Below are 21,495 nucleotides of genomic sequence, written 5' to 3'. Positions count from 1 at the left end.
TTTGATTTAACTTGAATTAATGGATAAAAATTTCGAGGCTCAGGAGCTGCAGGGGGTAGAGCAATACCGTTCTGTTTTAAAATTTCTTCAACTTGCTTTACCTCTTGTTGTCCTCCTTCTATGGATTCCTTCATTAATTTCTTTAAGTCCTCATCACCTACATGGTTTAAAAGCATTTGATGGTCAGCTATCATTTTATTGCCTGTTAAAACATAGTTCCATAAACTAAATACTTCTCCGTAGTGCATTGGTTCGTCTTGTGGATTTCCACTTAAAATACCCATTGTTATCCTCCTAAATAAATTCATTTATGTGCCACCTTTCTTGTTTGCACACTTATTCTGTTGTAGTATGTTCAAAATAATACATTTAGTTATTCTTAGTCTTCTTTAGAAGAATGATGAAGAGGTGGAGGGATAAGCCAACCTTTTTCTTTCGTTAACTTTAATACTTTACCTCCAAGTGCAGCTTTATTCATGTGAAATTGTCCGAACATCATTGCGATGTCCTCACGAATAGATTGTCCCATTATTTGACTACAGGTAACTAAACCAGTTGCTATTTTAGTAGAGACTGAGGCTGCTACATCTGTATCCTGGAAACGAGCACCCGTAGGAATATCATTGATCTCTACATGATAAATATTTTTACTATTGCTCTATATGGATATTTGATTTGTTCTAATCAATAGTAAAAGTAAAAAATAACCCCTATTAAGAAGGGGTTAAGCATCTAATGCATCTAATGTTTATAGTGATTTGTATCTGTATCATTGACATATCGTCCATAATCCGGGATTGCCAATTTATCAAAATTATTTACGAGTTCTTGTAACCCTTTTGAGAGTTCTTCACCTTTCATCCAAGTACCATGTCCTGGTATAACTATTTTTGGATGTAAAGACTCTAATTTTACAACTGATTTTTTAGCTCCTAACCAATCGGTTGTAAAGTACTTTGGTGGACCATTTATTTCTTTCTTTTGCATTAATACATTATAAAAAGAATCTTGTTTAACTGTAATAAAAGCGTCCCCTGAAATTAATACCCCATCTTTACTTCTAAAAAGTGATACGTGCCCTGGTGAGTGACCAGGAGTATGAATCCATTTCCAGTCAGGTAAATAAGGCACACTGTTATCTTCAGGTAAAGGATTAATAAGAGAACCTAAGTCAATTGGTTCATTTGGAAATATAGGTGATATCTTTGCTATAATTCCCCCTTCAACACTTGAATCTGGTCTAGGGTAGCTTTTTTCTCCTGTTAGGAACGGTAGTTCGAGATGGTGTGCGTATACAGGAGTTTGCCATTGTTTCACTAAGTCGACCAATCCTCCAACATGGTCGAAATGACCATGAGTTAAAATAATTGCCTGAGGTTTTTTTCCAAAGCGCTTTTCAACAACTATCTCGATCTCTGATGCTGATTCTGGTAACCCACTATCAATAAGAACCCAATTTTCTTTTGGGTTTCCAATGAAGCATATGTTTGCAATTTGATCAGTGTAGTAATAGATATCAGGTTTAACTTCATTTCCAGTTCTACTCGAAATAGATGTCATAGGAATATATTTTTTATCATTACTTTCGTGCATATTTTCATACATACTAACCCCTCCTTTAGTCTAAGCTTCTCTAGTCTGACAATAGTTTTAAGTAAAAAAAAGTCTTCCTTTGAAAGACTTTTTTTCAAATATTATCAGTTAGGGATTTTCATTATTATTTGGAGTTCCATGAATATATCCTGGTGCAGGTTTTAAAACAGGTATTTGACCAAAAGCTTTTGGATCTCTAATGTATTCAAATTCTCCATCTCCATCCATACTTTTGCCTTTCGCCCATCTTCCTTCACTACTTTCATCACCAAATGAATAGTTCATAAAAGAATGAGAGACTTCTTGTTTTTCGTATTGTTGGTTAAATGTTGATGGTACGATCGGTTTTTCGTTTTGCTCTAATTCCTCAATTGCAGCCATCCATTGATTTTGATGCATAGTATCTCGTGCTATTAACCATGAAAGCATATCTCGAACACCGCGATCATCAGTCATTTCATATAATCTTACGACTTGAAGACGACCTTGTGATTCAGCATTTAAATTTGCACGAAAGTCAGCGAGTAAATTTCCACTTGCAACAGTATAACGGGAATTGAAAGGATAACCTGCACTATCAGTAGGAGTTGCACCTAACCCAGATACTATGGAATGTTGGGGATTCATTCCTCCCATCACAGCACCTACTACAGGATCTTTTGCCGCTTCCTCTTGATCTTCGACAGGTGCATTGTCAAGTAACTGTGCAATCATAGTAGCTAACATTTCTACATGTGCTATTTCTTCTGTTCCAATATCTAAAAGCATATCTCGGTACTTTTGATTACCACGACAATTCCAGCCTTGAAATAGATATTGCATCATAACAGTTATTTCTCCAAATTGACCACCTAAAACTTCTTGCAATTTTTTTGCATATACTGGATCTGGACGATCTGGTTTTGCATGATATTGCAATTCTTTTACATGAAAAAACATGAATCTGTCACACTCCTTTTTTACCTAGGGTAACCATTAAATTATTATTTATAACCCCAACAAAATTAAAGACACTTTGTAGGGGTTACGGTACCAAGTTACCAGGATTATAAAGGTGAATGAAGAATATTATTTCTTTTGTAAAGGTAATTTATTAGCTTTAGTAATATTCTGATGTTGAATGTAAGTTGGAAATCGCCTCATATAGGTGAAGAATAGCTGTAGTAGTTGTTGAATCTACAAAAGTCGTTAGTTCGAGCCCAACTGGAATCATATCCTAGTTAAAAGTCCTTTTATACGTTGTCAGATTGTAAAAGTAAGGAAGGGAAATTAGCTCGTGCTGTAGAATAATAACAACATACAGTAAAGCGAAGTTGAAGAGATATATTGACAAGCGCTAACGATGATTACAAAGATGTTATAGGTGTTGAATTATTTTAATAAAATTTTACATTCTGTTATAAATTTAGCTTTGTTGTATTACTTTTATCTATATATATCTATTACTACGACATAATTAATATTTTATTGGAAGGGGAAAGTTTTTTGAACAGAAAAATCATTCATGTCGTTAATATTACGTTAGGTGTTATCCTGTTTGGAGGAATAGTTATATTTCTTGCATGGTTATATTTAACTTTTGAAACAACAGATGTTATTCCTATCAATCTCCCGATAATGATTATTCTCTTTATTTTATGGTTAGCTTTTTATATACTCCAGCTCAGATACCCAACAATAAAACCATTTCTCTTTTTCTTCATAATAGAAATCTTACTACTTACATTTATTTATATTCAATTATCAGGTCAAGTTAGTTTTGGAATTTTTGGGACTAACTAAACGAATCAACAGGTAGGTTTCTTGTAATGAGAGATTGTTATTTTCTCAATGGGAGAACTCGAACATGAAAGATTACAATTGATTCTGTTAAAAAAAGCAGAGAACATCCAGGGACATTCTCTGCTACAATGTCTTATTTATTCATTGGGTCCGATAAGATAACTTCTCCATCACTATATACATTATAGAAGCCCACAGTTCCAGTTCCTCCATCTTCAATCATGGATTTACTAGATGCTTTTAGGTTGTAAAAAGTTCTTCCATCTTTATCTACATAGAGTTCGCCATTACTGCTGAAAATTAGGTCGTCATTGTTGAGTTCTTCTTCAGCAAGAGAAATCGCGTGATCAACAGTAAACATGTCTTGACGTTCTTCGTCTAATAAGGCTGTCCAAGTTTCTGCACCAACAATTCCATCCCTCATTAGATCGTGTTCTTTTTGAAATTTCATTACTTGTTCTTCCGTCTTGCTACCAAATATTCCATCAACATCTGTTTCAAATCCGAAATGATTTAACTTTACTTGTACTAATTCAACTTCTAAACCTACACTATCTATTTTGAGTGTGGGTTGATGCTCTGGAGCAATGTCCAAGATAGGTTCCAGCCTTTCAGGTACCTCAGAATTAGATTGCTCCGTTTCCGATACTGGATGGTCACTAGAGGCCTCTACTTGTTGAAAGTAAAGTGGCGTAAACGTTAAAGCAACAGCTGGCACAACCGTTAACCATTTCTTTTTCATTATGATAGATCCTCCTTTGATTATTTGGTGTATTATTCCAATTCCACTTTCACATAAATTTAAACAATTTTTAAATTTTGAAGGTAAAGTATTGTTTGAAATTAAGATAATATGGGTAGGTATAACTAACTAGATAAAGAGGAGCAATTTTATGACATTAATGGAAAATAAAGATAGTATGGATAAACTGGTTGTACAAGCATTAGAAAGTAATCTTGCAATTATTCGGTTTGACTTAAATAAGAGAGTAGCCTTTGTGAATGATAATTTTGCAAAAGCATTAGGATATAAAAGAGAAGAGTTACTAGGAATGCATCATCAAATGTTATGTTTTGATACGTTTGTACAAAGCACAGATTATGAATTATTTTGGAATCGATTATTTTCGGGGAAATCTTATCAAAATAAGATAAAAAGAAAAGATGCAAGTGGAAATTCGATTTGGCTTGAAGCAACATATATGCCAGTATTTGATGAAGAGAATAAAGTAGTAGCTATCTCTAAAATAGCTACCAATGTGACTGATCGTGAAGATAATGTCCAATCATTAGTATATGAGTTTAAAGAAGTTGCACAACGTATTAATGAAAAAAGTACTTCGGGCACAAAGAATATATATTTATTAACCGAAAGCTTTCAAACTGTGTCTGAAATCATGGATGAAAATGCTGAAATGATTAATACGTTTTTGTCCCAAACGAATGAGATTAACAGTATTGTCACTACGGTTAAAAGTATTGCGAGACAAACAAAACTATTATCATTAAATGCGGCTATTGAAGCTGCGCATGCAGGAGAATTTGGGAAGGGATTTAATGTAGTAGCGAACGAAGTCAAAAAGTTGGCAGGCGATGTAGAAAATTCAGTTGTAGATATAAGCCAAATAGTAGATTCAATTACGAATGGATCCCATCGGATAAAAGATGGAGCTATACAGATAGAAGTAAATATTGAAAATAGTCAAGACCATTTGAATCGAACAATAGAAGACTTTGAAGAAATATCTTCAACTTCTCAGACGCTAAATGAGAGATCTAATTCATTTAGTGATTTATTCTAAATGGATCTTAAAGGATATAATCAAAACCGCTATTATACGATGTATAGAAGCGGTTATTTAATTTTTATTGATTCATCTAAGATAAAGTTGATTAATCTATTCATAACTACTAATTTGATGATAGTTTCTATTTGAGATTATTACTATTATAAGAATAATTAACCAAGGATAGTAAAATATCATGCCAATTAATGGTTTGATCGTATAATCGGTGGGGTATTAATTAAGATGCCAATACATAAAAGAAAAGCAATAAAGAAGAGGTGTATCAATGAAAAGTGTTACGAGTGTTTTTTGGTATTCTTTAGCATTATGTATTATCGTAGTCCTATGGGGATCCTATGCTCCAAGTAATCTAGAAGGATTTACATCAGACGTTACAACATTTATATCAGATACCTTTGGTTGGTATTATTTAATCATAGTTATGCTCATGTTGATAGTTTGTGTTTATCTTATCTTTTCTAAATATGGAAAAATTAAATTAGGAAAAGAGAATGATAAACCTGAGTTTAATTTATTGTCTTGGTTTGCTATGTTATTTAGTGCTGGAATGGGGATGGGCCTAGTATTTTGGACTACTGCAGAGCCTATTTCACATGCATTTACTAGTTCTCCTGGTGCAGAACTAGGATCCGAACAAGCAATTAACGATGGATTGAAGTATTCTTTCTTTCATTGGGGAATCCATGCGTGGGCAGTTTATGGAATTGTAGCATTAGTTTTAGCATATTTTAAATTTTATAAAGACACACCGGGGTTAATTAGTGCGACTTTGGTTCCGCTATTCGGCAGAAATAGTATGCAAGGACCGGCTGGGAAAATTATTGATACTCTAGCAGTCTTTGCTACGGTTGTCGGTGTTGCAGCTACTCTTGGATTCGGTTCTGCACAAATTAATGGGGGACTTTCTTATTTATTTGGTACTCCGAGTACTTTTTGGATGCAGTTACTAATATTAGTGATTGCAACTATTCTTTTTATTGGATCTGCTTGGTCAGGAATAGGTAGGGGTATTAAGTATTTAAGTAATCTTAATATGGGACTAGCATTTGTATTGTTACTCATGTTATTTCTAATCGGTCCTACACTATATATCCTTAATATGTTTACACACACATTAGGAAGTTATGTATCTGATTTCTTTGATATGAGCTTAAGATTGGCTCCTCAAGATGGTGATCAAAGGACATGGATTAATAATTGGACGGTGTTTTATTGGGCATGGTGGATATCTTGGTCACCGTTTGTTGGAATTTTTATTGCGCGTATTTCCAAAGGAAGAACAATTAAAGAATTTATGCTTGGGGTGTTATTAGTCCCATCAATTGTATGTTTTATATTCTTTGCAGTATTCGGAGTTTCTGCGCTAAACTTAGAACAGAACGGTATTGCTGAAATATCAAAATTTGCATTAGAAACGTCTACGTTTGGTGTTTTAAATGAATATCCTTTAGGTATGATAATGTCCATCATCACTTTATTTGTTGTAGCGATATTCTTTATTACATCAGCAGATTCAGCGACTTTCGTTCTAGGTATGTTAAGTACTGGAGGAACAATTAACCCGAAAAACTCTGTTAAAATTATGTGGGGACTTATGCAATCTGCAGTTGCTGCAATAATTGTATATTTTGGGGGGACGCAAGGTTTGCAGAATATGTTAATTATCGCTGCTCTCCCATTCTCTATAGTAATCATTCTTATGGGTGTTTCGTTCTTTAAATCTGCTCGTAGGGATCAACGACATTGGAAAAGTAAGAAATAATTTAATTATGTAAAATAAGTATAGTGATCTTCATTCAATGAAGATCACTATACTTATTTTTGTTGATACTTCTATTCATATATTAGTGTTAGTTCTCAATCCATAAATATCTTTCCAGGGTTAAGGATGCCGATAGGATCAAACAATTGTTTTATATTTCGCATAATAGATAGAGAATTGCCATGTTCAAGTTCTTGAAACTTTTGCTTGCCAATTCCAACACCATGTTCTCCTGTACAGGTTCCGCCAACCTCTATCGCACGTTTTGCTAGGGCCTCATTGACGGACTCGGCTAATTGTTTCTGTCCATCAATTAATGGGTCAAATAAAATTAGAGTATGGAAGTTTCCATCACCGACATGCCCCCATACGCCACCTTTTAACCTACTATTATCAATTAACTCTCTTGCATAGGTTATTAGTTCAGGTAAATCTTTAATGGGAACACATACATCTGCTCCTACTTCATCCATGCCATATACAGATTGAAAAGAATAGGATAGATCATAACGTGCTTTCCAAAGTTCTTGTTGTTCAGCAGGATCTAATGCTACAGACCAATTTTGACAATCTAAGTCATTTAGAGTAGATTGAGCAAGCACTACTTCCGCTTCAACTGCTTGTTTTGCACCAGCAAACTCAAAGAACAGAGATGGTTGTACTGGGAATTTATATCCATTTTGACGATTTACTTCAGCAATACTAGCTGCATCCATTAATTCCACACGCTTTAATGGAATCCCACTTAATAACAATTGTTGACTGGCTGTAGCACACTCGTTAATTGTTTCAAATGTGCATCTAGCCATTATGGTATGTTCTGGAATAGGATGAAGTTTTAATGTTACCTCGGTAATTATTCCTAAAGTACCTTCTGATCCTGCAAATAGATTTGTTATTAAATATCCAGAAGAAGATTTTTTTGCTTTTGACGCTGTGTGAATAATCGTTCCATCAGCCATCACTACTTCTAAATCTACCAATTGATCTTTCATTGCTCCATAACGAACTGCAGTTGTTCCACTAGCATTGGTTGCCACCATTCCACCAATAGTAGCGTCTACTCCTGGGTCTACCGGAAACTGCAGACCGTTAGGGTTAATATAATCATTAAGTCGAAAACGTGTAATACCTGGTTGAACAGTAACTGTCATATTTTCAGGTGAAAATTCAAGAACCTTATCCATTTGTTCAAAGTTAATGGAGATTCCTTTTTTAACAGGAATGGACGAGCCCTCAAGTCCGGATCCTGTTCCAAATGGCGTCACTGGAACTTGATTATTTCGTGCGATTTCAAGTATTGCTTGTACCTCTTCCGTGGATGTAGGGAAACATACTACATCGGGTTCAACTGCTTTATGTGGAGATTCATCATACCCATGACGGAATAAGATGCTTTCATTTTGTGAGACATTATCTATCCCTAATTTTTTGATAAGTTGTTCTACATACATTGTTGTTCACCTCATGAAAATAAAAATAAATAGGAGCGATTGGAAATCGCTCCTAGATGAAGACGATGTTTTACTTTGAATCTAGTAAATCATATGAGCAATTAACACTATAATCGGTAATGAAATAATCGTTCTTTGTAAGAAAATAACAAATAAATGCCATGCTTTCACAGGAATTTTAGAAATAAGTAGTAGTGTACCCATTTCTGTTAAATAGATAATCTGCACAAGTGAAAGAGCACCAATTACAAATCTGGTAATTTCTGCTTCGATACCAGATGCTAGTACAGCTGGTAGGAACATATCAATGAAACCAATAATTGTAGCAGGTGCTGCCGCAGCTGCCTCTGGTAATTGCATCAATTCTAGCAAAGGAACAATTGGTTGAGAAATCACTTGGAAAAATGAAGTGAATTCAGCGATAATAAGTGCAAGCGTTCCAATTGCCATTACTTGAGGAAGTAAAACAAACGCGATTCCTAAGAATATTTCATTTCCTTGTTTTAATTGATCTTTAAATGATCCCGCACTTTTTGCACGTTTTACAGCCTGTAATAACCCCCATTTAAACTTACTCATATTTTCAGGAACATCTTCTTGAAAATGATTTTCTGTATAGTATTTATTAGGAATTTTAGATATTGGCGGTATTCTCGGTATTATCATCGCACTTACTACACCTGCAATAACGATTGTTAGATAAAATACAGGGAACATGTGGTCCACATTTAGCATCCCGGCAATTACAAGACAGAAGGGAAGTGAAACAGTCGAGAAACATGTTGCAATCGCTGCTGCTTCTCTTCCGGTATAAAATCCACTTTCGTATTGTTCTCGAGTGATAACGACTCCGACATTTACATTTCCAATCCAGGAAGCTAATAAATCGATTGCGGAACGTCCAGGTAATGTAAACAGTGGTTTTATAACATTACGAAGGATGGAACCAAAAAATTCCATAACCCCAAAATTAATTAAATAAGGCATTAAGAAAGAGGCTACAAAGAACCAAACAATTAAACTTGTTAATAATCCGAACATAACTTGACCAGTTAACTCAGAATAGACACCTTCTATTCCTACATTATAAAAAGTCATGATCGCAAATATCGTTCCCAGCACACGAAGTGTTGTCCAAAATATAGAAACGTTGAAAAGAGATTTAAGCAACGCAGATTTTTCAATAAAAGCTGGCTTGAAAATTGCTTGTACCACAGTAAATAGTGTGGAGATCACCATAATATACGTAACGATTGCTGGTAACCAAGCGGTTAAAGCATCGATGATAAATTCTGTAATAATTCCTAAAGGTATATTGAATGTTTCACCATCAAAAATCGGAAATAGAAAAATAAATACTCCAAATAAAGAAGGAAGTAAAAACTTCATTAGACCATGTTTATCAATTTTTTCTTCTGTATGTTGTGAGTTGTTTGATAGATTTTCTACTTGATTGCTCATATTGGCACGTCCTTTACATTTGTGCTAGAACTTTGTCTAGTACATCGATCCCTTGATCAATTTGTTTCTTGTTAATGGTTAAAGGTGGAATCATACGAATGACTTCTCCAGAATTTCCACATAGATAGAATAAAACTCCTTCTTCTAAACAGCCGTTTAAAGCTTCCATTACAGCATCACCGTCTGGTTTACCAGTCTGAGGATCTCTCAGTTCTATCCCTAGCATTAAACCAATTCCACGTACTTCGTGGACAATATCATATTTTTTCTTTAAGTCGTTGAGTTTTGTTAATGCATAATCTCCCATTGTCTTGGCATTGTGAAGAAGTTTTTCTTCTTTTATTACGGAAAGAGAAGCACGTGCTGCTGCACAGGCAATCGGGTTACCGCCAAAAGTTGTTCCATGTGAACCTAATGGCCATTGATCCATTAGTTCTTTAGAGGCAACGGTAGCACTTAAAGGCATTCCTGCTGCGATTCCTTTTGCAATAGCCATAATGTCAGGTGTAACACTAAAAGTTTGTGCAGCAAACCAATCTCCGGTACGTCCAAATCCAGTTTGTACTTCATCAAAAATGAGTAAAATTCCATGACGATCACAGATTTCACGTACTTTTTGCAACCAAGATTTAGGAGGAATAATATAACCGCCTTCGCCCATAATTGGTTCCAGTATCATACATGCGACTTCTTCAGGGTCAACTTGATGTTTGAAAAGGGATTCTGCATCCTTTTCTAGTTTTTCTGCAAAAAATACTTCTGGATCTTGTCCTTCAGGTAAGTATTCTGGCAAAGCGTATGGTAATTGATACGTTAACCAAGAAGGTTGTTGATACTTACGATATTTACTTTTTGAAGTAGAAACACTTAATGAGCCAATCGAACGACCATGGAAATTCCCGGTAAATGAAATGACATAGGGACGTTTCGTTACATGTTTTGCTAGTTTTAATCCACCTTCAATTGCTTCTGTACCACTATTAGCAAAGAAGAAATTATCTAGTTTTGGAGGCATAATCTCTTGAAGTTCTTGTGCTAACTTCAAGATAGATTCATAGATAATAACGCCTGATGGTCCGTGAACAAGATGATCAGCACTATCTTTTATCGCTTGCACTACTTTAGGGTGACGATGTCCGACATTTTCAACAGCAATTCCAGAAGTGAAATCTAAATATTCTTTTCCATCTGTTCCATAGTAGTAACAGCCTTCTGCTTTTACTACAGGTAAATTCGGGTGGTCTTTAGCCATACTTGGTGCTAAGAAATTTCCGATTGAGTTCACTAGTTCTTGCCAGTTTTGATCTGATTTATTCATAAGAGAAAAACTCCTTTGTTGTTATGAAAGTATAATAATTGTATAAATATAAATTCTGTTGCATAAAAATTATATAATAGATTTGTCGATTTATGAAGGGGTAATTTTCAATTTTTATAGTAAAAAGTTATTGGTATTATTTTCCTTGGTGTTTCGTGTGTAATTTACATAAAAAGTGCGATTATTTAGAAAAATGTAAGTGGGATAATATGGAAAAATTATTTTCTAGTATGGATTAACATGAAAATAATGATAAATATATAGGGCGTTTAATATCTAGAAAGGAATGCAATCGGAGGTGCATCGTGACATATAGTGTAAAAGTTAATCTATCAATTAGACCAAATGAAGTTCCAGAGTTGCGAGAATTATGTGGATGGGATAGACGAGAAAAAGACTATCCAATATTATTTGAAAGATGCAATTTTTGGGTGGGAGTACGAGATGAAAATGAAAAATTGATCGGATTCGGATATATTTGTGGAATGGGGTTAGAACATGGATATATGGAAGACATTTTAGTGCACCCAGATTATCAACGAAAAGGTATTGGACATGAGTTAGTTAAGAAACTATTAACAGAATCTGATCAAAGAGGATTTGAGATTGTTACAGTATCATTTACAGAAGAACATGAGCGGTTTTATACAACAAGTGGATTTACACTTTGTTCAGGCGGGGTGTGGAAAAGTTGAAAGAATAGAGGGATGGAGGATGTATTTGGAAAAGAACCTTTTAGAAGAGGGAATAAGGTTATTTAGTTTATTCAACAAGTATGGGAGCATCCATAAAAAAAGAGAAAGCCAATTATTTAGAGATAGTTGTTATAAAATATTATCCAAATAATGTATATAAAATAGAATCTATCTTAGCGGAATTAGATTGGATTATGTATTTGTCTCTTTTACATTTAGTAGTTGAGATTCCCAACTAGGACGATCTAGATAATCAATTGTTAGATTCTTAAAGAGATGTAACATCATTAGAAGCGGAAATAAATTTACTAGGATAGATATTGAGAAGACTTCAAGAAATTTCTTAAATTAAGATTGAATGAATGCGCTATCAAAAATGGAGAAGGTGAAAGGAGAAGAAAACTATGTTTACTTTCATAAGAAGAGTGTCAGTATTTGGGGTTTTATTGATCTGCATCGTCCCTATAACCGTATTGGGAAATGAGCAAACACATCCCGAATCTATAGATTTTGATCGGGCTTCTGTACATGATCCATCGATAATTAAAGTGGAAGATGGAACGTACTATGTGTTTGGTTCTCATATAGCGGTTGCTCGATCAAATGATTTAAGTAACTGGAATTCTATAGTGGACAGTGAATATCAAACGCCTGAAAATAACCCTATCTATGGCGATTTATCTGCTAACCTAGCAGAATCATTCGAATGGGCTGGGGAGGATGATACGGATAGTACAGGAGGCTATGCTGTATGGGCACCAGATATATTCTGGAATAAAGACTATGTCTGGGAAGATGGTTCAACCGGTGCGTATATGCTGTATTATAGTGTTTCTTCTACTTATATCCGTTCAGCTATCGGTATAGCGGTATCAAAAGATATTGAAGGTCCTTATGAATATACGGACACGATTATGTACTCTGGTTTTACGAATGACGAAAGTTATGACGATAATAGTGATGTGAATAAACATTGGGAAAATACAAATATATCTTATCTTATAGAAGAAGGAATTATTGAGAATGTAAATCCAGATTGGTTTACCGAAGAAGGCAATTTCAACAACGCTCTTTATACAAATGCGATTGACGCCAATATTCTCTACGATGAAAATGGCGACTTGTTTATGACTTATGGATCTTGGTCAGGTGGTACCTTTATTTTAGAATTAGATAAAGAAACAGGTACACCTATCTATCCAGGGGAAGATGGAGAAACATCTGATGGTAGAATGATTGATCGATATTTTGGTACAAAAATTGCTGGTGGGTATGGAAGATCTGGTGAAGGAACCTATGCAGTCTATGATGAAGAAACAGGTTATTATTACCTCTACATTACATATGGTGGACTAGCCTCTGATGGGGGATATCAAATGCGCCAGTTTCGATCAGAAAATATGGAAGGTCCTTATGTAGATGCCGCTGGAAATGAAGCAGTTTTTCCTGGAACCTTTGATATAGGTGTAGGTAATTTCCCTGGTAATGATGATCATAAAGAAATTGGTAATAAAATGATGGGAAACTTCCTGTTTAAGAGAGACTATGGTGAAAAAGGTGCAGGAATAGGTACAGGGTATATGGCACCGGGACATAATTCATATTTAATTGATGAGGAACTCGGAAAAGAGTTCATTGTGACTCATACACGATTTCCTCAGCAAGGAGAAATGCACCAAGTTCGTGTGCACCAAATGTTTAAAAATAGTGATGCTTGGCCAGTACCGACACCATATCACTATGCAGGAGAAGGGATTGAAGCGGTAACGGAACCTGATGTAGTTGGAAACTATAAATTTGTAAATCATGGTAAAGAAATTACTGGTGAGTTAACCGAATCAACATGGGTCAAATTAAATAATGATCACACTATTTCTGGAGCTGTGACAGGCACATGGGAGCTTTATGATGATTACCGTGTCGAGTTAATAGTGGAGAATGAAACATACGACGGTGTGTTTATTCGCCAGTATGATCCTACATCTGAAAAATGGGTGATGACATTCAGTGCAATGTCAAATGAAGGTGTAGTAGTCTGGGGAAGTCGTACAGAAACTAGAGATGATAGAGAAGTAGTAGATAGTATAAAACAGGAATTAATTGAAAGCATACCTGAACGTGCCATAGCCGACTTAGATTTACCGACATTGGCAACGCAAGGGGCAGAAATTTCATGGGAATCCTCTCACCCAGAAGTTATTTCACCAGAAGGCGATGTGAATCGGCCTCCATTCGAATCGGATGATGCGAGGGTTGAACTGACTGCAACAATTACATTAGGTGAAGTAACAGAAACACTCACTCTATCCATAACTGTACCTGCACGTGAACAAGGTGGATTGACAGCGTATTATGATTTTAGTGATGGTTTTTCAGATCGTTCCGGAAATCATGAAGATGCTACTATCACCGGGAATCGGATAAATAATATAGGTGGAGAGATTACCTTTGCAGATGGAATTGTGGGTCAGGCAGCGAAATTTAATGGTGATTCTGGATTAAAGTTAGCTGATGGTTTAATCGCTAGTAATCAATATTCTATATCGTTATGGATGAAACCTGAGGAAATAACTGAATTTACTACTACATTTTTTGGAGCTAGAACAGAAAATAATTGGATTAGTCTTGTACCAAATGCTCAAAATGTAACCAAGGTATGGGCACATAATGGGAATGACTGGTATGATGCTTTATCTGATTCCGTTATTTTAACTGGAAAATGGACACATTTCGCCTTTACTGTTGATGAAGGAAAAGCAACTGTATATATTAATGGAGAAGAAAAGTTTTCCGATGATAATTTCCCTAATATTTTTACAACAGAAGATGCTCAATTTAGTTTAGGTGTGAACTTTTGGGATACACCATTTAAAGGATTAATGGATGAAGTTCGTGTCTATGATGGTTTCGTACTTGCAGCTGAAGAAGTGCAGTCACTGTACGAATATCCCGCATCAGAGGAGGATGATGATACGTCAGGAAATGAAGATGAATCTGATGATGGAACAGACGGCAATGGTTCCAAAGAAGGGGAAAAGGGAAAAGATGGTGAAGATCCGAATAACGAAGGTGGATCTGGAGATGATGGTAATTTAGATGAAGAAAAACAGGAGGGAACACTTCCTGAAACTGCTACTAACCGATATAACTGGCTGCTATTAGGAGTAATATTATCCGCAATTGGTGCTGGTGTATTATTCATAGTTAGAAAGAAAAACGACACTGTTAATTAAAGTATTTTGTTATTTAAATTATACTTATTAAAGAGAATATATTAAGAGGTGCTATATGAAGTTTGATGAACTTTCAGTAGGAGAGGTTTTTACAACGAAATCACTAAAGGTTTCGAAAGAAGATATAACTAAATTTGCAAGTGAATTTGATCCACAATATATGCACTTAGACGAAAAGAAAGCAAAAGAAGGGGTTTTTGATGGCATCATAGCTTCTGGAATGCATACACTTGCGCTGTCTTTTAAACTATGGGTGGAAGAAGAAGTATACGGTGAAGATATAATTGCCGGATTACAAATGAATAATATAAAATTTATAAAACCTGTATTTCCAAATGATAGGTTATATGCAGTAGTAGAGATAACGGAATTGAAAGTCTTAAAAAATAAACAAGGTATTCTGAAAGTACTATTAAAAACATTTAATGATGGTGGAGAAAAAGTCTTGCAAGGAGAATTGTCTGCTCTGATGAGGCTTTAAATTTCACATGATTTAGGAGGAGTGTTCGGATGAGTGAATCAACGTGGTTACGAAATGTAAAAGTAGAGAAGGTGTATTTGGAGAGTAAAGGGTTTACATATGGTAGTAAATTTGAAACTGTAGATATAGAGATTATAAATGGGAAAATAAGCGATATAATAGCCCATCAAAACTTTAATCCAAACGGGAAAAATGAGATAGATGGAAATAATTATCTTATTTTACCGACATTAAGAGAAATGCATTGTCATCTGGATAAAAGTAAGCTTGGTGTTCCTTGGAAACCAATTACTCCGGCAAATAATATTGTAGAACGGTTTACGAGTGAAATAGATGAATTAGATAAGCTTTCTCTTTCTTTAAAAGAGAGAGCAAAAAACTTAATTGAAACAGAAATGTTTAATGGAGTTACATTTTTTCGCTCACATATCGATGTTCATCCTAAAGTAGGGCAGCGATATCTTGAAGGAGTATTAGAAACCTTAGAAGAATACCAAGGAAAGCTAGATTACGAACTTGTCGCATTTCCACAACACGGTATGCTTCGTTCAAATGCATATGATGATGTGAAAAAAGCATTGGAATCAGGTGTGCAAATCATTGGTGGTGTGGACCCTTCTTCATTAGATGATGACCTAGAAAGATCGTTGAGTCAGACATTCGAGCTTGCAGTACAATTCAATGTTCCTATTGATATACACGTACATGATCGTTTTGAACATGGAACAGAAACAGTTAAAAAATTAATAGAATATACAAAACAAAGTAATTGGCAGGGGAAAGTGGCAATTAGTCATGCCTTTGGATTGAATGACTTTGTGGGAGAAGAACGGGAAATGGTATTTAGTGAATTAGCAGAACTTGGTATTTCTGTTATATCTAGTGTTCCAATTAATGGGAGGATTCCTCCATTAGAAGAATTAAGAACAGCAGGTGTTAACGTGAATTTAGGATGTGATAATGTTTATGATTCTTGGTCGCCTTTTGGTACTGGAAATATCTTAGAAAAATTAAATCGTTATGCTGAAATTCATCGTTTAACGACTCAGGAAGCGCTAACGGACTCTTTAGCTCTTATAACTGGAAAACCACTTAATTTAGAGAAAGGGAAAACATGGCTTAAAAAAGATATGGATGCTAGTTTCCTATTAGTAGATAGTTCATCAGCAGCAGAATTTGTGGCAAGACAAAGTCCGGTTAAATTTAGTTTCTATAAAGGGACAGTTGTGCATAGTTTGTAGATGATTAAGAGGAGCAAAGAAATGGATGGAGGAAAGGAACAGCTTATTATATTGAAAGATATAACAATAATATCGGATAGTTTAAATATTGATATTTGGCTTAAAGGTGGCTGGGCTATAGACTTTCTGTTAAAAAAAATTACAAGAGAGCACTCGGATATCGATATTGTTACATTTGTAAAGAATCGTGAAAAATTAGAAAGAGAATTAATACAGAAAGACTTTATTCCAGTTGTTGTTAAAGAGCCCTTTCAAAACAGACAGTCAATTTTCTTAAAAGAGGATGTTGAAGTATCTTTTGGATATTTAGATTATAATTCAGATGGCGATTTGATTATGCATGAACTGCCTGAATGGGTATGGAGAAAAGATTCTTTAACGCAAGAACCAGTTATATTTTCGAATATATCGATTAAGCTAATACATCCAAAGCAACTACTTGAAGAAAAACTGACTTATTCAAAAATAGGATATCCTCATCGTCAAAAAGATGAGGAAAGTAAAAAATTACTACGAAAGATTATTGAGGTGTGATTTTTTTTAAAATTAATTGATACGGTACCTTACTTTTTAAATAACTATGAACCGTCCATCTCCTTTCTAAAAAAATATTATAGTCAATACTCTACTAGTTTTGAAGAATATTTTGCCTATCATTGCAAAGACACGGAAGAAAGACTTCTTCAATCTATACATAAATATTCTTCATCTATACCAGTAATTAAAGAAGTTCACCGAAATATTATACCAATTATCAGAAAGGAGACAGACAAGTTTAAAGCGGTTTATGACATACAATTCTCTAGCAATGTTAATTTAATTGTAGGCGGATTCGGTTCAAATGCATTCATTCTATATGGAAGAAGATGAGATGAAAGACACTTTATCAAGTAACATTCCTCATATTTTTCCAGTCAAGGCATTTGCGCACTATGTTGGAAATAAGCACGAAGAAATGAAAATGAATTATAGACGTGTTCATGAATGTAATTGTTATGAGAAACAATTAGATTAGTTTGTTATGAGACATGATAAGAAGGAGGAGTATTTTATGAGTAAAATAGGTTTACAGTTATACACGTTGAGGGAAGCTGCTGCTGATAATTTCCAGAATTTATTGAAAGATGTAGGAGCTATTGGGTATGAAGGGGTTCAATTCGCAGGATTTTATGATACTTCAGCTGAAGATGTGGATTCAACTTTAGTAAGATCAGAAACGATTCCTGCAGGTGCGCATGTTCCAATTGATCAACTACAAGAAAATCTTGATAGCGTAAAAAAATTCAACCATTCTATCAATAATTCATTAATTATTTGTCCTTATCTTCCGGAAGAAATGAGACAGACTAAAGAGGACTATCTGAAAAACGCTGAACTTTTTAATCAAATTGGAAAGGAACTGAAAGACTCAGGATTTCAGTTTGCCTATCATAATCATGCATTTGAATTTGAGAAAGTAGAAAATGAAACTGGTTTTTCTTTGATTTTTGAAAATACAGACCCAGAATTAGTGAAGATAGAACTAGATTGTTATTGGGCCACTTACGCAAAATATGATCCGATAAATATTATTAACGATTATAAGAACCGTTGCATATCGCTCCATATAAAAGATATTAAGGAAGAGAATGGAGAAAAAGTCTCTACGGAGATTGGAAATGGTACGCTTGACGTTCGGTCTCTCATCCAAACAGGAATAAAGAACAATGTGGAATGGTTTATTGTAGAACAAGAACATTTTACAGGAGATCCATTAAAGAGTGCTGGAAAAAATCTAAGCGCTTTAAAAGATATGTTACAAGAGATTGAGTAATCATACTATAATTTAAAAGCTCATCACACCAAAAATATTCTGAACTTATTGACATTTTTGGTGGGTGTGGTAAGCTAATTGAAATACAATATAGGCAATGAAGAGGAGTAGTAAGGATTACTTATTTATAAAGAGAACTGTCGGCTGGTGCAAGACAGTAAATGAGTTCCTGAACTCGCCTTGGAGCTTTAAGATTATTAATAAATCTTAACGGGTTGCGTCGTTATACGTGCAGAGTGAGTTCGCCATTATGCGAACTAACAAGAGTGGTAACGCGTAGGTAAAGCCTGTCGTCTCTTAGAGATGACAGGCTTTTTATAGTTTTATAATATGGAGGGGATTCAATGAAGATTAGGAAGGCTTTGTTTGAAGATGCTCGTGGAATTGCTATCGTTCATGTAGATAGCTGGAAAGAAACTTACAAGGGTATTGTTCCAGGTAGTTATTTAAAAAAGTTAACCTATCAACAGCGAGAACAAATATGGGAATCGAATATTTCAGAAGATAAAAGTATTATAGTGGTGGCGGAAAATGAACAAGGAAAAATTATTGGATTTGCCGATGGAGGAAAAAGGTCGACCAATACTTATGAAAATACTGGTGATTTAACTTCCTTATATTTACTAGAAACCTATCAAGGAAGAGGGATTGGAAAACAGTTACTTCGAGAGGTGTTATTACATCTTGAAGAATTAGGATATCGTAAAGTGTTTGTAGAAGTGCTTGAGGATAATCGAACGCGTTACTTTTATGAATATTATGGGGCAACATTAACTTCGTCATCGTCGGTAACATACGGAGGTAAAGAATTATCTTTGCTGATATATGAATGGAATCAAGTGAATGAAGTGCTTCATTCACTAAGCGGTGAGGAGGAATAAAAAGTGGTCCAGGTACAGTTAGCTACTCCAGACATTAAATATGCAGCTGCGTTATCAAAACAATCATCAGAACCAAAGATTAGAGACACATTAGGATTAACGAAAGCACAGTCTTCTGTCCAAGGAACGATCGATTATATTCATTTTGTAATAGAAGCAGAAAGACAAGGAAATCTATGTTCAAGAATTATTCTCAATGAGATTGACGAACCAATAGGTGTTATTACACTGAAAGAAATTAATCAAAAGAAAAAAACGAGTGAAATCGGAACATGGTTAGGGATAAAGCATTGGGGAAAAGGGTATAACGAGCTAGCGAAAATTGAAATTCTTTATCATGCTTTTGAAAATATGAAATTAGAAAGAGTATTTGCAGGAGCGAAGAAAACAAATATTCGGTCTCAGAAATCTCAAGAGAAACTCCCCTATATAAAAATAGACGAAGGAGTAAATTTTCCAGAGCAACACGCTAAGATGGAGAGTGAAGCAAGAGAACCGTGTATTTTAAATGTAATTGAAAGAAATAGTTTTTTAGATTGGCATAAGAAGAATATACTCTAATATCATCTTTTTTCTGAATCTTCTATGTATAATAGTATTAGATCAATGATGAGGAGGATTTACTTTGTTCGTAATGGATTAACTACTCAAATTTCAATAAAAGGAAGGTGATTCATAAACTTTAAATAGAGGTGTGTTAAATTGAATAAATGGCTGATTAATGCCGATTTTGCTAAGTTGTGGTTCCACAGTATATCCAATATATTAAGCAATCGTTTTCGAGAACTGATATTACCGATAATTGCACTCGGTCTTTCTGGTTCGCCGCTGTTAACATCTTTTGTACTTTTATCTCAACGACTTAGTTCCATACTATTTTCTATTCCTCTAGGTACATGGATTGAAAAAAGGAACTTAGTGTTAATTTCAACCATATGTAACTTGATATATGCCATGTTAGTATTTCTATTAGCATTTTTGATAACTATTGACGACTCCAGTTTAGTCATCATTGGAATCATACTTTTCCTTATGGGATTTGTAGAACTAATGTTGCGTATTACATTGACAGCAATGGTACCCAAAATTGTTAGTAGAGAAAGGTTGTTAAGTGCGAATAATTTATTAGAGGCTGCAGATGCTATTGTAACATTTATTGGTCCTGCACTAGGTGGAGTGATTTTAGCTACATATGGACCGAACATTACTTTAGTTATTTGTGGAATTTTAATTCTTATTTGTATGATTATTATTTCTTTAGTGAAATACCGTAATGAAAATATCCACCAAAAAATTAATATAAATAAAAAAGAGAAACTCAGGAATTTTATAAACGAAGCTAGAGAAGGGGTTAATTATCTTTATGCGAATGATTCACAGATAATTTCCACCATTTCCGCTGTCGTTCTTGGATTTACAACGGTATTTATAGAGCTGACTATTATTATTCATGCAAAAACAGCACTTGATTTTACTGAAACTTCAATAGGAATATTGCTTTCGTGCGCGGGAGTAGGAAATATAATAGGTGTACTGATCATGCCTAGATTTAAGAGAATCAATTGGTTGTACTTATTAAGTGGTTTGCTAATAATTTCATCGTTAGGGATATTATTATTAACTTCACATCAGTTTATTATCATTTGTATTGGAATGATTATATTTGACGGGGCATTATCCATGGCCTTTGTAGTACAATTTACTGTTCAGCAAGGTATTACGCCAGATCAACTCATTGCTAGAGTTCGGAGTGCAATTATTGTACTTAGTGGATTTGCTACAATTTTGGGTACGCTTTTATCAGGCTTGATTTCAGAATGGAATTCTAGCTTAGCCTTAATTTTTGGTTTTATTGTTTTGTTATTATGCGGGATATTTATTTTAAGATATAAACAACAAGGGGTCACCATGAACAAGATCCAACCAATATATAATAGATTTAAAGAATAAGTCAGCTGATTTTTTAAATCCGA

19 protein-coding genes, 2 pseudogenes and 1 other annotated feature are annotated in these 21,495 nt (G+C 34.6%); of the genes and pseudogenes, 13 read left to right on the top strand and 8 right to left on the bottom strand.

The window, feature by feature from the left end:
* Positions 1–35: 35 nt before the first annotated feature.
* From ABC346_RS16350 to ABC346_RS16335, 4 genes and pseudogenes are all read right to left on the bottom strand, one after another.
* Positions 36–284: pseudogene (locus tag ABC346_RS16350) on the bottom strand (DUF3231 family protein); the annotation flags it as partial.
* 95 nt (positions 285–379) lie between these two features.
* A pseudogene (locus ABC346_RS16345) lies at positions 380–631 on the bottom strand (DUF3231 family protein); the annotation flags it as partial.
* A 110-nt stretch (positions 632–741) separates the two neighbouring features.
* Complete coding sequence (locus ABC346_RS16340; RefSeq protein ID WP_413235860.1) at positions 742–1,605, bottom strand: MBL fold metallo-hydrolase; 864 nt, start codon at positions 1,603–1,605, stop codon at positions 742–744.
* Between the two features lie 96 nt (positions 1,606–1,701).
* Complete coding sequence (locus ABC346_RS16335) at positions 1,702–2,532, bottom strand: manganese catalase (protein WP_413235859.1); 831 nt, start codon at positions 2,530–2,532, stop codon at positions 1,702–1,704.
* 546 nt (positions 2,533–3,078) lie between these two features.
* Between ABC346_RS16335 and ABC346_RS16330 the strand changes: the two genes are divergently transcribed.
* Positions 3,079–3,375 (top strand): hypothetical protein, encoded by a 297-nt coding sequence (locus tag ABC346_RS16330; protein ID WP_413235858.1) that lies wholly within the window; start codon positions 3,079–3,081, stop codon positions 3,373–3,375.
* Positions 3,376–3,508: 133 nt separating this feature from the next.
* Here ABC346_RS16330 and ABC346_RS16325 read toward each other — a convergent pair whose 3' ends face one another.
* A complete protein-coding gene (locus ABC346_RS16325) occupies positions 3,509–4,117 on the bottom strand; it encodes a peptidoglycan-binding domain-containing protein (RefSeq protein WP_413235857.1) in 609 nt (202 codons plus the stop codon).
* Between the two features lie 151 nt (positions 4,118–4,268).
* Here ABC346_RS16325 and ABC346_RS16320 point away from each other — a divergent pair, with 151 nt between their 5' ends.
* Both ABC346_RS16320 and ABC346_RS16315 read left to right on the top strand, forming a co-directional pair.
* Entirely contained in the window at positions 4,269–5,177 is a 909-nt protein-coding gene (locus ABC346_RS16320; RefSeq protein ID WP_413235856.1) for a methyl-accepting chemotaxis protein, read from the top strand.
* Between the two features lie 271 nt (positions 5,178–5,448).
* Positions 5,449–6,945, top strand: coding sequence for a BCCT family transporter (locus ABC346_RS16315; RefSeq protein ID WP_413235855.1), 1,497 nt, complete (start codon positions 5,449–5,451; stop codon positions 6,943–6,945).
* A 95-nt stretch (positions 6,946–7,040) separates the two neighbouring features.
* On the opposite strand, the gene ABC346_RS16310 is transcribed toward ABC346_RS16315, so the two are convergent.
* The 3 genes from ABC346_RS16310 to ABC346_RS16300 form a co-directional block, all read right to left on the bottom strand.
* A complete protein-coding gene (locus ABC346_RS16310) occupies positions 7,041–8,399 on the bottom strand; it encodes an FAD-binding oxidoreductase (RefSeq protein WP_413235854.1) in 1,359 nt (452 codons plus the stop codon).
* 81 nt (positions 8,400–8,480) lie between these two features.
* Positions 8,481–9,860: a YjiH family protein gene (locus ABC346_RS16305; RefSeq protein WP_413235853.1), complete on the bottom strand. Its 1,380-nt coding sequence runs from the start codon at positions 9,858–9,860 to the stop codon at positions 8,481–8,483.
* A gap of 13 nt (positions 9,861–9,873) precedes the next feature.
* Positions 9,874–11,178: an aspartate aminotransferase family protein gene (locus tag ABC346_RS16300; RefSeq protein WP_413235852.1), complete on the bottom strand. Its 1,305-nt coding sequence runs from the start codon at positions 11,176–11,178 to the stop codon at positions 9,874–9,876.
* 305 nt (positions 11,179–11,483) lie between these two features.
* On the opposite strand from ABC346_RS16300, the gene ABC346_RS16295 reads away from it, so the two are divergent.
* The 10 genes from ABC346_RS16295 to ABC346_RS16250 all read left to right on the top strand — a co-directional run bounded on the left by ABC346_RS16295 (position 11,484) and on the right by ABC346_RS16250 (position 21,472).
* Positions 11,484–11,873, top strand: a complete 390-nt coding sequence (locus ABC346_RS16295) for a GNAT family N-acetyltransferase (RefSeq protein WP_413235851.1) — start codon at positions 11,484–11,486, stop codon at positions 11,871–11,873.
* A 404-nt stretch (positions 11,874–12,277) separates the two neighbouring features.
* On the top strand, positions 12,278–15,106 hold the full coding sequence (locus tag ABC346_RS16290) for a LamG-like jellyroll fold domain-containing protein (protein ID WP_413235850.1): 2,829 nt from the start codon (positions 12,278–12,280) through the stop codon (positions 15,104–15,106).
* A 55-nt stretch (positions 15,107–15,161) separates the two neighbouring features.
* On the top strand, positions 15,162–15,587 hold the full coding sequence (locus ABC346_RS16285) for a MaoC family dehydratase (protein WP_413235849.1): 426 nt from the start codon (positions 15,162–15,164) through the stop codon (positions 15,585–15,587).
* Between the two features lie 29 nt (positions 15,588–15,616).
* A complete protein-coding gene (locus ABC346_RS16280; RefSeq protein ID WP_413235848.1) occupies positions 15,617–16,828 on the top strand; it encodes an amidohydrolase in 1,212 nt (403 codons plus the stop codon).
* Between the two features lie 21 nt (positions 16,829–16,849).
* A complete protein-coding gene (locus ABC346_RS16275) occupies positions 16,850–17,362 on the top strand; it encodes a nucleotidyltransferase domain-containing protein (RefSeq protein ID WP_413235847.1) in 513 nt (170 codons plus the stop codon).
* A gap of 307 nt (positions 17,363–17,669) precedes the next feature.
* Positions 17,670–17,843: a hypothetical protein gene (locus ABC346_RS16270; RefSeq protein ID WP_413235846.1), complete on the top strand. Its 174-nt coding sequence runs from the start codon at positions 17,670–17,672 to the stop codon at positions 17,841–17,843.
* A gap of 36 nt (positions 17,844–17,879) precedes the next feature.
* On the top strand, positions 17,880–18,641 hold the full coding sequence (locus ABC346_RS16265; RefSeq protein WP_413235845.1) for a sugar phosphate isomerase/epimerase family protein: 762 nt from the start codon (positions 17,880–17,882) through the stop codon (positions 18,639–18,641).
* An 88-nt stretch (positions 18,642–18,729) separates the two neighbouring features.
* Positions 18,730–18,942: a binding site (T-box leader), on the top strand.
* A gap of 43 nt (positions 18,943–18,985) precedes the next feature.
* Positions 18,986–19,522, top strand: a complete 537-nt coding sequence (locus ABC346_RS16260; protein ID WP_413235844.1) for a GNAT family N-acetyltransferase — start codon at positions 18,986–18,988, stop codon at positions 19,520–19,522.
* Between the two features lie 3 nt (positions 19,523–19,525).
* Positions 19,526–20,083, top strand: a complete 558-nt coding sequence (locus ABC346_RS16255) for a GNAT family N-acetyltransferase (RefSeq protein ID WP_413235843.1) — start codon at positions 19,526–19,528, stop codon at positions 20,081–20,083.
* Positions 20,084–20,224: 141 nt separating this feature from the next.
* Positions 20,225–21,472: an MFS transporter gene (locus tag ABC346_RS16250; RefSeq protein ID WP_413235842.1), complete on the top strand. Its 1,248-nt coding sequence runs from the start codon at positions 20,225–20,227 to the stop codon at positions 21,470–21,472.
* Positions 21,473–21,495: the final 23 nt, after the last annotated feature.

The sequence above is a fragment of the Oceanobacillus phoenicis genome, from assembly GCF_047238145.1.
Lineage (GTDB): Bacteria > Bacillota > Bacilli > Bacillales > Amphibacillaceae > Oceanobacillus.
This window is presented reverse-complemented; position numbering and strand designations above follow the sequence as displayed.